Consider the following 12910-nt stretch of genomic DNA (forward strand, 5'->3'; position numbering starts at 1 on the left):
TTATTGCGCTTCAAAACAACAAAACGCCTATCGCCCGTCCGCAAAAACCGTTTTTGCCAGCCCAAAAACCATATATTGACTCGATATATCGCGTTCCGGGTCGTTCAGGGCATCGGCTCCGGTTCGATCATGCCGATCGCCTTTTCGATTATTTTCACCCTGTTCGCCGATCCGAAGCATGCCGCCAAGCTGTCCGGCGTCATGGGCGCGGTCTTCGGCCTGTCGTCCGTCGCCGGGCCTCAGATCGGCACGCTGATTGCCGACGATTTAAGCTGGCGCTGGTGCTTCTACGTCAACCTGCCGTTCGGCATCGCCTCTTTCCTCGTGCTGCTGTTCGCCTTGTCGGAGTTGACCGCCCGGACGGAGAGCGGCGCAAGCGCCGGGCATTCGGTTTGACCCGGAAAACCTGTCCCCATATAAGAACAATGAACCTCCAACCATCACCGTAAAAGTGAGATTGGAGGTTCACTATTAAGAAGGACCGCCCCTTGTCCCTTCTCTGCCGCCGCCTCGCAAGCCGCCGGAACATGTGGCGCGCGGTCGCTCAAGCGGCATCCGTTCTTTCGTCCGGGATTTTACCTTAACTCCCCCGTATCGGGCGCCATCCGCCTTTTTCCCGGTATCCCGTCCGCTCAGGCTCGTCTGTTGCGCAGGATCGTCCTGTTCGGTTCCGTTTCGTTTTGCCCGGTTCTGTCTAGTTCGTGTTCTGTCCGTGTCCCATCCAGTTCCGACCGGGGTCCGATCCGGCTCCTGTCTAAATTCGTCCGTTTCCTCTCCGTTGTTTCTCGGTTGCACCTCTAGTTCCCGTTCGTGCCTTGTCCGTGTCCTTTACGGCTCCAACTCGAGATCCGGTCCGATTCGTTTTCCGGCTTCTGCTTGACTCTGTCGGCAACCGACGCGTACTTTTTGACTTTGCCTGGCCGCAAACTCGTCCTCGCCTTTCGCATGCCGGATCGCCCATTACGTTTATGCGTGCCGGATACGTTCCAGGGGTTGCGAGGATTGTTGGGGAAATTAGTTGCGCAAAAAGCAACTGCTTGGCCCCCTTCCCCCTTTTTCGCGCATGCAGTTGCTTTTGTGGCAATTAGAATGTCCGGCAACTCGGAGGGCCGGCCGAAACGGGGCTGTAGTTGCAAAAAAAGCAATTGTACGGCTCAATTCCCTTTTTTCGCGCATGCAGTTGCTTTTGTGGCAATTGGAAGCCCCGGTAACTCGTATAGCCGCACGGGACGGGGCTGTAGTTGCGCAAACTCGCAGGACCGCCGGGTCATTGTGGTGCAAACGCGTCACACGGGCGAAACCCGGCGAAACCTGGCTAAACCTACGCAAACCTGCCTAAACTCTGTGAAACCCTCACCCAGTTCAATTCCGGTTACGGCTCAGAACCTCTTCGGCAAGGGCGAGAACAAGCTCGGCCGTCTTGACAAGATTGTCCGCCTTGATCCGTTCCTCCGTCGTATGAATGCGCTCGTACCCTACCGCGAGGTTCAAGGTCGGCACGCCCTTGCCGTTGAAAATGTTTGCGTCGCTGCCGCCGCCGGATTTGAACGTTCTCGGCGTCGCCCCAATGCGGGAGATCGCCGACTTGGCGATCTGCACCACTTCGTCGTCCTCCGCGAACCTAAACGACGGATACACGATTTCGCTCGTGAATTCCGCTTCCGCCCCGAACTCGCGCGCCGCCGATTCCACCGCCTCGCGCATCGCGGCGATCTGCCGGTGAAGCTTTTCGGTCACGAGGCTCCGCGCTTCCGCTTCCAGCGTGACGTAATCGCACACGATATTGGTCGGACCGCCGCCGGCAAAACGGCCGATATTGGCGGTCGTCTCCGCGTCGATTCTGCCGAGCGGCATGCGGGAGACGGCTTTGGACGCGACCTGGATGGCGCTGATGCCGTCCTCCGGATTGACGCCGGCGTGCGCGGACCTGCCTTTGATCGCGATTGCGATTTTCGCCTGCGAAGGCGCGGCCACCGCGATGTCGCCGATGCTGCCGTTGGAATCGAGCGCGAAGCCGTATCGGCCGCGCAGCCGGTCCGCGCTCATCGCCCTTGCGCCGACAAGTCCGGATTCCTCGCCGACCGTGATGACGAACTGGATCGGGCCGTGCGGCAGTTCCCGTTCCCGGATGACGCGCAGCGCTTCGAGCATTGCGGCCAGCCCGGCCTTGTCGTCGCTGCCGAGAATTGTCGTACCGTCGCTGCGGATGTACCCGTCGTCGTCAAGCCTGGGCTTGATTCCCTTCCCCGGCGCGACCGTATCCATATGCGAGGTGAGCAGCAGCACGGGCACCGCTTCGTTCCCGGGGCTGGCCGGCAGCCAGGCGAACAGGTTGCCCGCGCCGTGCCCGGTCTTCTCCTTGGCGTCGTCCTCGGTCACTTCGCAGCCAAGCGCGGAGAACTTTGCCTGCAGCGCCCGGCTAATGTCCTGTTCGAACCCGGTCTCGCTGTCGATTTGAACCAATTCCATAAACTCGCGGATGAGCCGTTCCCGCTGAACCATCGTCTCTCCTCCCGAACTCGCCTTCGCTCCCCTTATGCGTTAAAATATAGGATAGCGAAGGCTTTCGTATGCCAAAAAAACCTATTTTCGATAAACAAAGGATGGAGACCATGAACAAACGCTTGTTCAAAATTGTCGTTTACTTGATGCTGTTTGCCATGATCGCCTCAACCGTGCTGATGTCCATCGGTTCGCTGGTCGGCTGAACCACGTTTTCGTAACCGAACACCCGGGCAAAATGGGGCAGCAGACGTCCGGCGATGTCAAACACGTCCATCTCGCGGCCCGTCAAGGCTTCCAGTGACGTAACGCCATACTCGCTGATGCCGCAAGGCACGATTCCCTGGAATCCTTCGGTTTCCACTTGGCGCTTGACGTTCAAGGCGAATCCGTGGCTGGTGACGAAGCCTCTCCGGGTCCGCGCCCGGTTGAATTTGACGCCGATGGCGGCGATTTTTACATCTCCGACCCAAACGCCGGTATATTCCGGCTTGCGTCCGCCCTCGATGCCGAACTCCGCGAGCAGCCCGATGATCGCTTCTTCCAGGTTGCGCAAATAGGCGTGCAGGTCGAGACCGACCGCATCCAGATACAGCAGCGGGTATCCGACGAGCTGTCCCGGACCGTGGTAGGTGATGTCGCCTCCGCGGTCGATGTTGTACACGGCGATTCCCCTGCGCTTCAATTCCTCCGGCCCGAGCAGCAAATGCTCCGGATGCCGGTCCGTGCCAAGCGTGTAGGTCGGCGGATGCTCCAGCAGCAACAGCGTGTCTGCGAGCTGCTGCCGATCGATCTCCCGGACGAGGCGCTTCTGGAACTCCCATGCTTCCCCGTAATCGACACGCCGCACGCAAACAGCCGACAACGTCTTCTTCATGATAACCGCCTCCCGAATTTTGCAGGTCGAATCTCAAGCAGCGACGGCTAAGGACCGCCCGGCCAACGCGCAAAGGCGGGCGGAACGGTCCTTGAACCCTTTCGTCAATACAGCTTCGTATTCACATTGTAGCTTTCCAGATTGGCTTTGACCCTCTGGTGGAACTTGCCGCAGATGACGCCGTCCAAAATGCGGTGGTCGAACGACAGGCACAAGTTGACCATCGAGCGGATGCCGATCATATCGTTGATGACAAGCGGGCGCTTGACGATCGCCTCGAACGTCAAAATCGCGGCCTGCGGGTAGTTGATAATCGGAACCGACTGCACCGACCCGAACGTGCCCGTATTGTTGATCGTGAACGTTCCGCCCTGCATGTCGGACAGCTTCAGCTTGTTCTCGCGCGTTCTCTTCGCCAAATCGTGAATCTCGTGGGCGAGGCCGACGATGCTTTTCTGGTCGGCGTTGCGGATCACCGGCGTCAGGACCGAATCCTCGGTGCCGACCGCCAGCGAAATGTTGATGTCGCGCTTGACGATGATTTTGTCGTCGGCCCATACCGAATTCATGATCGGGAATTCCTTGAGCGCGCCTACGACCGCATGCACCACGAAAGGCATGTAGGTCAGATTGATGCCTTCCTCTTTTTGAAACTCGTGCTTCCACTTGTTCCGCAGCTCGACCAGATTGGTGATGTCCACTTCGACCATCGTCCACGCATGCGGAATTTCGCTGACGCTTTGACGCATGTTTTTCGCGATCGTCTTCCGGATCGGCGTGACGTCGATATAGTATTCGCGCCCCGGCGAAGATTTGCCCTCCACTTCGACCCTCGGCAAACGCGCGGAAGGGTCGGCGTCCGCTGCGGACGGATTCGCTTGAGCCGCCGCGGGCACCGAGAACGGCTGCGCTGCCGGCGCGGCGGCGGAACCCGTTGCGAGCGACCCCGGCGCGGGTGTAGCCGACGCAAGCGAAGCTGACGCGAACGGAGCCGACATGGGCGAACCAGACGCGGACGAAGCCGATGCAGGCGAAGCGAAAGAGGCCGAAGATGCGGCTGCGCCCCCCTTCTCCACGGCGTTCAATACGTCCTTGCGGGTAATGCGTCCGCCCATGCCGGTTCCGGAGACCAGATTCAAGTCGATCCCGTGTTCGGCCGCGAGCCGCTGCACCGCCGGCGAATACCGGTGACGCATCGGCGCCTGAGGATCGAACGCGGCCGCGCCGGCTGCTGCCGCGGCGGGACGCGCGGATGGCGCGGATGGCGCCGAAGCCGCAGCCGTTGCCGCAGCCGCCGACGGAGCCGGAGCCTCTTGCGCGTACGGCGCTTCGGGCGCCGCGAGGCCTTCGGCCGCTTCGGCCTCCGTCTCGATGAGGCCGATTGCCGTTCCGACCGACACCTCTTCTCCCTCTCCGACCAGCTTCTTGACCAGAATGCCGGATACGGTGGACGGCAATTCGGCATTCACTTTATCCGTCTGCACTTCGCATAAAGGCTCGTACAATTCCACCCTGTCGCCCGGTTCCTTCAGCCAACGGTCGATCGTCGCCGACACCAGCGATTCGGCCAGCTGCGGCATGACGACTTCCACGATTTTTTTCGCCAATTGGCCGTTCACTCCTTTCCTGCCTATTTCGTCCGTTCCAATCCGTGATCGCTTTGCCCCATGAAAATGAAGGATTAATAGCGGGCAAGCTCAAGCATGGCGGTTTTCAGTTTTTCCTTGTTCAGCATAAAATGCTTTTCCCCCGGCGGGTTGATCGGCATGGCCGGAACGTCGGGACCGCACAGACGGCGAATCGGGGCGTCGAGATCGTACAGCAGCTCCTCGGCGATGATCGCGGCGACTTCGGCGCCGATGCCGCCCGTCTTGTTGTCCTCGTGCACGATCAGCACCTTGCCCGTACGGGAAGCGGCCTCAAGAATGCCCTCCCGGTCCAGCGGCTGCAGCGTGCGCAAGTCCAGAATGTGGGCCTCCACTCCTTCTTCCCGGGCCAGTTCCGCCGCGGCTTCCATGGCGAAATGCAGCGGCAGGCTGTACCCGATCACGGTAATGTCGTCGCCTTCGCGCATGACCCTGGATTTGCCGATCGGAACGGTGTATTCGCCCTCCGGAACCTCGTCGCTGATCAGGCGGTAGCATTTCTTGTGTTCAAAAAACAGCACCGGATCCGGATCGCGAATCGCCGATATGAGCAGGCCCTTGGCGTCGTACGCGGTCGCCGGCGCAAGGATCTTAAGCCCCGGCGTCCCGAAAAACACCGATTCCGGGCACTGCGAATGGTACAGTCCCCCGAACACCCCGCCCCCGATCGGCGCGCGGATGACGACCGGGCAATCCCAGTCGTTGTTGGAACGGTACCGGATTTTGGCGGCTTCGCTGATGATCTGGTTCGTCGCCGGGAACATGAAGTCCGAATACTGCATTTCGGCGATCGGCCGCAGGCCCGCCATCGCCGCGCCGATGGCGACGCCCGCTATCGCGGACTCGGACAGCGGCGTGTCGAGCGCGCGAAGTTCGCCGAACTGCTCCTGCAGCCCTTTTGTCGTCGTAAACACGCCGCCTTTAAGCCCGACGTCCTCGCCCAGCACGAACACGCGGCTGTCCCGCTCCATCTCTTCCTTCATCGCCGAGCGAATCGCTTCGATATATTCGATAACCGGCATACTCAACGTCCCTCCCCGGAGGACGGCTCTTCCGCATAGACGTAACGGAACGCATCCTCCACCGATTGGAACGGCGCGCGTTCCGCATAAGCCTGAGCTTCGTCCAGCTCCTTGCGGATTCTGGCCTGCAGCTCGTTCTCCCGTTCTTCGTTCCATAGTCCGGCCTCCGTCAAATAGTTGCGGAATGCCGGAATGCCGTCATTTTTCCGGTGCGCCTCCACTTCCTCCTTGGTCCGGTAGGCCAAGTCGTTATCCGAGGTGGAATGCGGCGAAAGACGGTAGGACATCACTTCGATCAGCGTCGGGCCTTCGCCGTTCAGCGCCCGTTCGTGCGCTTCCTTCATCACGCGGTACACTTCCAGCGGGTCGTTGCCGTCCACGCGCACGCCGGGGAAGCCGTAGCCGATCGCCCGGTCGGAAATCCGCCCCGCCGTCTGCTTGGACAGCGGCACGGAAATCGCGTAGCCGTTGTTCTCGCAGACGAAAATGACGGGCAGCTTGTGCACGCCGGCAAAGTTGCACCCCTCGTGGAAGTCTCCCTGGTTGCTGGACCCTTCGCCGAACGATACGTACGCAACGGAGCTTTCGCCGCGAAGCTTGGCCGCGTAAGCGAAGCCGACCGCATGCGGCACCTGCGTCGTCACGGGGCTCGAGCCGGTCACGATGCGCAGCCGCTTGCAGCCGAAATGCCCCGGCATCTGGCGGCCGGCGCTGTTCGGGTCTTCGGCTTTGGCGAACAGGGAAAGAAACAGCTCCTTCAACGTCATTCCGACCGTCAGCACGAATGCGTAATCCCTGTAATAAGGAAGAAACCAATCCTTCTCGAAATCCATTGCAAACGCCATCGCCACCTGGGACGGTTCCTGGCCGATTCCGGAAATATGAAAGTTCACCTTGCCCGCCCGCTGCAGGAGCAGGCATCTTTCGTCAAAACGGCGGGCCCGCATCATCGTTTCGTACATCTCGATCACTTGCCGGTCCGTAAGACCGAGCGCGGCATGCCGGGATTGCTGCCGAACGGCGCCTGTCTGGGTCATGGCTCGTCCCTCCTGGCTAATGGCTTAGTTTTATAACCTGGTCTTAATACTTGAATCTAAACCTATTATACTCCCCTTCCAAGCAAAAAGAAACGTCCAAACCCGCGGCACAAAGTTGCGTCGGCAGGTTGGCCGTTTCCGCGAGCGGTCAGACGTGGCCCGCTCCCTCCAGCGCCGCCATCACTTCGGACAGCGCTTCGGACAGCGTCGGATGCGGATGGATCGCGCGGCCGATTTCCCACGGCACCGCGTCGAGCAGCTTCGCCAGCGACGCTTCCGCGATCAGGTCGGTCGCGTGCGCGCCGACCAGATGGATGCCGAGCAGATCGCCCGTCGCGCGATCGGCCACGACTTTGGCGAATCCTTCGGGTTCGCCGAATACGAGCGCTTTGCCCAGCACGCGCATGGGAACGCGCGCCGTCTTGACGTCGAAGCCGCTTGCCTTGGCGGCGGCTTCGGTCCACCCGATGGCCGCCGCTTCCGGCCGCGAGTAGACGCAGCGGGGAATGTCGCGGTCCGCCGACCGGACCGTCGGTACGGGCGCGCCGAGCAGATGGTCGACCGCGACGGCGGCCTCGTGCATGGCCGCATGCGCCAGCTGCACGCCGCCGATGCAGTCGCCGATGGCGTAAATATGGCGCTCGCCGGTCTGCAGCGTTTGCGGATCGACGGCGATAAAGCCGCTCTCCGTTTTGATGTCGGTGTTTTCGAGCCCGATCCCTTCGACGTTGCCCTGGCGGCCGACGGATACGAGCATGCGCTCGGCCGAAAGCGCGGCTTTGCCGCCGGCGGACGTTTCGATCTCCGCCGTCACGCCGTCTTCCGCAAGCCGGACCGAATCCGTATCGAGCCGCGCTCCCGTGTGGATGGCGACGCCGCGCTTTTGCAGCGACTTGTGCAGTTCGGCCGAAATATCCCGGTCCTCGCCCGGAAGCAGCCGCTCCGCCGTCTCGACCAACGTGACCTTGCAGCCGAAGTCGCTCAACATCGACGCCCATTCGACGCCGATGACGCCGCCGCCTACAATCAGAATGGAGCGCGGCATGGTTTCCCAGGACAGCGCCTCGTCGCTTGTCACGACCGTATGTCCGTCGTAAGGAAGCCCTTCGAGCCTGCGCGGCCTGGAGCCGGTGGCGATGATCAGATGGCGCGGCACGACCATCTCCGACTCGCCGCCCGCCAGCTCCACCGCGACCGAACCGCTGCGCGGGGAGAAAATGGAGGGCCCGATGATCCGGCCGCTGCCTTCAAGCACCCGAATGCGGTGCTGCTTCATCAGCGCCGCGAGCCCGCGGTGAAGCTGATCGACGATGGCCTGCTTGCGGGACATGACCGCGGGCCAATCGACGGCCACGCCGTCCGGGGACACGCGGATTCCGTACGCTTCGGAGCCGCGCACGGTCGCATGCACCTCCGCGCTGCGAAGCAGGGCTTTGGAGGGAATGCAGCCTCTGTGCAGGCAGGTTCCCCCCAGCTTCTCCTTCTCGATGATAACGACGCTCCGTCCGGCTTGCGCCGCCCGCACCGCCGCCGTGTAGCCGCCCGGTCCGCCTCCCAGCACGGCGACATCCGTTTCTATAGGCATAATCTCTTCCTCCGATCGATAAACCTCGTTCTCGTCGCAACGAAATCCATGAATCTATGTATGGTCCGCCTTCTATTGTAACGTTTTTTGTCCGCACAGTCGATTTTCGGCCTGCAATGGACAGATTCGGCCAAAATCGGTATGATAAAAGAAGTGGAAGGAGAGGTGTCCGGTGAGACTTGTTTTTTCCCGCCTTATCGCCATTTTACTCCTTGTCGTGCCCGGTTTGGCCGCGGCGTACGGATTTCTGCTTATGAAGGATGCATTGTTCGAGTATTTCGCTCAGCTTGGAAACGTTGAGCTGCAGAATCCAAGCTTCGAGTGGCTCTCGTTTGCCTTTGGCTTCGTTTTGTTTATGGCGGGTGTCGGCTTTATCGGCGGCTGGATTTTTTTCCGCGACCGCAAGCACAACTACGTAGCGTCCCGATTTATGCCGAAACGCCCTCGGCCCCCCCGGCCGTCCAACTCCGACAACGGAGGAACGGTCGAGTAGCGCACGATTTGTCCATCCTCGAAGGCCCTGCGCCGATTCCCGGCGCGGGGCCTTGTTTATTTGCGGACGGGCCCAGCGTATCCCCGGCTTTTGCGGTACGCCGACGGGGTGCAATCGTATAAAGCCCGGAACAATTTGCTAAAATAGCTGAAGTTGTCAAAGCCCGCTTCGGCCGCCACCTCGCCGACGGTCGCGTCGGAATCGGCAAGGCGCCGGGCGGCGTACCGGAGGCGGAGCAGGTTGACGTACTCGACGGGCGTTCTCCGCATATATGCCTTGAACAGGCGGCTGAAATGCCCCTCGCTCATCCCGGCGGCATCCGCCAGCTCCCGGACGGTGAGCTTGCGCCCGAAATTCTGTTCGGCCACCTTGAGCGCTTCCTTCAGCCGCTCCAGCGTTCGGGCTTCGGACGGCGCTTCAAGCCCGCGCGGGGACCAGGCGCCCGCGGACCAAAATTCGGCCAGCAGCAAGTAAAGCTCGCCGGTCACCTTCATCTCTCTCGCCGGGTCGGCCGACTCGTACAGCTTAAACAGGCGCTTCAGGCGCCGGATCGCTTTTCTTCCCCAGGGCGACGCCGGGTCCAGCTTCGGCGGAAGCGCCGCGCGTTTGCGAAGCAAGCGCTGCAGAAAGCGCGCCGAGTCGCCGTCCCGGCCGTTGATCAGCCACTCCAGATCGAACACGATCGCCGCGTACGTGCAAGGAGACTGTTCCAACGGATAGCCGCCGTGGATTTCGCCGCAGGGTACGGCAATCGCTTCGCCGGCATGAACCTCGTACTCGGCCGTTCCGATCTGAAAGACGGCTTGGCCGCTTTCGACGAACAGAAATTCCATTTCATCGTGCCAATGGTTGTCCAGAATCGTCCGGCCTGCGGGCTGCTCGACCCGATAGACGCCGACCGGAAACCCTTGCGTGCCATGCCTGCGATTTTCCCGAAGATGGGTCAGATCCATCCCGCACCCTCCAATATATCAGAATCGTGTTAATTTTAAATGTAATAGTGCAAGAATTCGCGATATTTTATCAGTATAATGACAGTGTAATAGAATGAAAGCTTATAGACAAGCAAACGAGAAAGGAAGGTATAGGCATGAAATTCAGCAACGGTTACTGGTTAACGCGTGAAGGTTATCGCGTATTGAGCCCGTACGAAATACACGACGTCAAAGTCGGAACCGATTCGATCACCGTTTTCGCCACGCACCGCCATCTGGAGCATCGGGGCAATACGCTGAACGAGCCGCTGATGACGATGGAATTTTCGTCTCCGGCCAAGGATATCATCCGCGCCAAATTCTATCACCACAAAGGGCAAAAACGCGGCGCCCCCTCCTCCTTCCCGCTGAAAATCGCAGGGAACGCTCCCGTTTCCATCGAGAACACGGAAGAATTCGTCAGCCTGACGAGCGGAGATACGACCGTTACGATTACGAAAAAACACCCCGTCTCGATCACCTATACGTACAAAGGACGCTTCCTGACGCGCAGCGGCACCCGTTCGACCGCTTACATCAAAGCGGATGACGGCCATCATCACTTCCGCGAGCAGCTCCACCTGAGCGTCGGCGAAACGGTATACGGCCTGGGCGAACGCTTTACGGCCTTCGTCAAGAACGGCCAGGTGGTCGACATCTGGAACGAGGACGGCGGCACGGCCTCCGAGCAGGCGTACAAAAACATTCCGTTTTACGTCACCAACCGCGGATACGGCGTGTTCGTGAACCATCCGGAGAAGGTGTCGTTCGAGGTAGCGTCGGAAACGGTGTCCAAAACGCAGTTCAGCGTTCCCGGCGAAATGCTGGAGTATTTCCTGATCGGCGGGGATTCGTTGAAAAAAGTGCTTGAAAACTACACGTCGCTGACCGGCAAGCCGGCGCTTCCGCCCGCCTGGTCGTTCGGCCTGTGGCTGACGACGTCGTTTACCACCAACTACGACGAGGCGACGGTCAACAGCTTCATCGACGGGATGGCGGAACGCGATCTGCCGCTTGCGGTGTTCCACTTCGACTGCTTCTGGATGAAGGAATACGAGTGGTGCAATTTCGAATGGGACGAGCGGGTGTTTCCGGACCCGAAGGGGATGCTGGAACGGCTGAAAGCGAAAGGCCTGCACATCTGCGTCTGGATCAACCCGTACATCGCGCAGCGCTCGCCGCTGTTCGACGAAGGGATGGAGCGCGGCTACCTGCTTAAACGTCCGGACGGCAGCGTATGGCAATGGGATATGTGGCAGTACGGCATGGGTCTGGTCGACTTTACGAATCCGGATGCGTGCAAATGGTTCGGCGACAAGCTGCGCGCGCTGCTCGACATGGGCGTCGATTCGTTCAAGACCGACTTCGGCGAACGCATTCCGACGGACGTCGTGTACTTCGACGGGTCCGATCCGGTGCAAATGCACAACTACTACACGTATTTGTACAACAAAGTCGTCTTCGAGGTGCTTGAAGAAAAACGGGGCCGCGGGGAAGCGGCATTGTTCGCCCGCTCGGCGACGGCCGGCGGCCAGCAGTTCCCGGTCCACTGGGGCGGCGACTGCGAGGCGACGTACGAGTCGATGGCGGAAAGCCTGCGCGGCGGTCTCTCCCTCGGCCTATCCGGCTTCGGCTTCTGGAGTCACGATATCGGCGGTTTCGAGCAAAGCGCGACGCCGGATCTGTACAAGCGCTGGGTCGCCTTCGGGCTGCTGTCCAGCCACAGCCGCCTGCACGGCAGCACCTCGTACCGCGTGCCGTGGCTGTTTGACGAGGAATCGGTCGACGTGCTCCGCCACTTTACGAAGCTCAAGCTGCGGCTCATGCCTTACCTGTTCGGCCAGGCGGTGCAGTCGAGCAAGCTCGGCCTGCCGATGATGCGCGCCATGGTGCTGGAATTCCAAGGAAACCCGAGCGTCGATTATCTCGACCGGCAATACATGCTCGGCGATTCGCTGCTTGTGGCTCCGATCTTCAACGAAGAGGGCGTCTCTTCCTATTATCTCCCGGAAGGAACGTGGACGCACTTTCTGACCGGCGAGAAAGTGGAGGGCGGCGTTTGGCGCAACGAGAAATACGATTACTTCGGACTGCCGCTGTTCGCGCGGCCGAACTCGATCATCGCGGTCGGCAGCGAAGACAGCCGGCCGGATTACGCTTATGCGGACGGCGTGACGTTCCATCTGTTCGAGCTGGCCGACGGCGCAACCGCTTCGGCCGTCGTGCCGGATACGGCGGGCCATCCGGTCCTGACCGTCTCCGCGGCTCGCAGCGGCAGCCGCATCGACGTGAACGCCGAAGGGACGTCGAACGGATGGAGCCTGCTGCTCAGAGGCGTCTCCACCGTCGCAAGCGTCGCCGGCGGCACCGCCGAACAAACAGCCGAAGGCGTCCGCATCGTGCCTAGCGACACGGTCGGCACGCTTACCATTCAATTGTAATTTCGTCCTCGATCTGAACCGCAAGGGGCTGTCCCCGGTCGTTTTCCGACCTTGATATGCTCCCCTTAAGGTAGACAGGTGAAATAATAAAACCTGCTGCTGAAAGGGAGCTTTTTTCATGCCTAATAAACAATATAGTGCGTCGGAGAAATTCGCCATCCTACAGGAAATCGAAAGTGGCCAGATCGGCGTTAAGGCTGCAGCTAAAAAATACGGTATTCCCAAAACCACCTTGGTGAAATGGCGAAGTCGTTATGAGGTGTACGGGTACGAAGGGTTAGAGAGACAAACTCGCAATCGAAGTTATTCAGCCGAGCTTAAGCTGCAAGCGGT

The 12910-nt window shown here is 60.3% G+C and carries 11 protein-coding genes and 1 pseudogene; 5 read left to right on the forward strand and 7 right to left on the reverse strand.

The features are described 5' to 3' along the window. Positions 1 to 75: 75 nt before the first annotated feature. Complete coding sequence (locus F560_RS0114775; RefSeq protein ID WP_245554854.1) at positions 76 to 396, forward strand: MFS transporter; 321 nt, start codon at positions 76 to 78, stop codon at positions 394 to 396. Between the two features lie 966 nt (positions 397 to 1362). Here the strand turns inward: F560_RS0114775 and F560_RS0114785 are convergent. Continuing rightward, the gene (locus tag F560_RS0114785; RefSeq protein ID WP_019006523.1) at positions 1363 to 2502 is read right to left on the reverse strand and encodes a M20/M25/M40 family metallo-hydrolase; all 1140 of its coding nucleotides are present in this window, start codon (positions 2500 to 2502) and stop codon (positions 1363 to 1365) included. Positions 2503 to 2612: 110 nt separating this feature from the next. Here F560_RS0114785 and F560_RS26520 point away from each other — a divergent pair. Then, a pseudogene (locus F560_RS26520) lies at positions 2613 to 2657 on the forward strand (hypothetical protein); the annotation flags it as partial. Here F560_RS26520 and lipB read toward each other — a convergent pair. The 5 genes from lipB to lpdA form a co-directional block, all read right to left on the reverse strand. Further along, on the reverse strand, positions 2642 to 3379 hold the full coding sequence (lipB, locus tag F560_RS0114790; protein WP_019006524.1) for a lipoyl(octanoyl) transferase LipB: 738 nt from the start codon (positions 3377 to 3379) through the stop codon (positions 2642 to 2644). The pseudogene F560_RS26520 and the gene lipB sit on opposite strands and share 16 nt — an antisense overlap. A 104-nt stretch (positions 3380 to 3483) precedes the next feature. Continuing rightward, on the reverse strand, positions 3484 to 4959 hold the full coding sequence (locus F560_RS0114795; RefSeq protein ID WP_033396214.1) for a dihydrolipoamide acetyltransferase family protein: 1476 nt from the start codon (positions 4957 to 4959) through the stop codon (positions 3484 to 3486). A gap of 101 nt (positions 4960 to 5060) precedes the next feature. After that, a complete protein-coding gene (locus tag F560_RS0114800) occupies positions 5061 to 6047 on the reverse strand; it encodes an alpha-ketoacid dehydrogenase subunit beta (RefSeq protein ID WP_019006526.1) in 987 nt (328 codons plus the stop codon). 2 nt (positions 6048 to 6049) lie between these two features. Then, entirely contained in the window at positions 6050 to 7084 is a 1035-nt protein-coding gene (locus tag F560_RS0114805; RefSeq protein ID WP_019006527.1) for a thiamine pyrophosphate-dependent dehydrogenase E1 component subunit alpha, read from the reverse strand. A gap of 148 nt (positions 7085 to 7232) precedes the next feature. Then, the gene (gene lpdA / locus F560_RS0114810; RefSeq protein WP_019006528.1) at positions 7233 to 8669 is read right to left on the reverse strand and encodes a dihydrolipoyl dehydrogenase; all 1437 of its coding nucleotides are present in this window, start codon (positions 8667 to 8669) and stop codon (positions 7233 to 7235) included. Positions 8670 to 8841: 172 nt separating this feature from the next. On the opposite strand from lpdA, the gene F560_RS0114815 reads away from it, so the two are divergent. Further along, on the forward strand, positions 8842 to 9162 hold the full coding sequence (locus F560_RS0114815) for a DUF2627 domain-containing protein (protein WP_019006529.1): 321 nt from the start codon (positions 8842 to 8844) through the stop codon (positions 9160 to 9162). A gap of 56 nt (positions 9163 to 9218) precedes the next feature. On the opposite strand, the gene F560_RS0114820 is transcribed toward F560_RS0114815, so the two are convergent. Then, entirely contained in the window at positions 9219 to 10115 is an 897-nt protein-coding gene (locus tag F560_RS0114820) for an AraC family transcriptional regulator (RefSeq protein WP_019006530.1), read from the reverse strand. Positions 10116 to 10252: 137 nt separating this feature from the next. Here F560_RS0114820 and yicI point away from each other — a divergent pair, with 137 nt between their 5' ends. Both yicI and F560_RS0114830 read left to right on the forward strand, forming a co-directional pair. Continuing rightward, positions 10253 to 12577 (forward strand): alpha-xylosidase, encoded by a 2325-nt coding sequence (yicI, locus tag F560_RS0114825; RefSeq protein WP_019006531.1) that lies wholly within the window; start codon positions 10253 to 10255, stop codon positions 12575 to 12577. A gap of 118 nt (positions 12578 to 12695) precedes the next feature. Next, positions 12696 to 12910: transposase (locus F560_RS0114830; protein ID WP_019006532.1), on the forward strand; the 215-nt coding region annotated here is incomplete at its 3' end.

The organism is Cohnella laeviribosi DSM 21336 (assembly GCF_000378425.1).
GTDB lineage: Bacteria > Bacillota > Bacilli > Paenibacillales > Paenibacillaceae > Cohnella > Cohnella laeviribosi.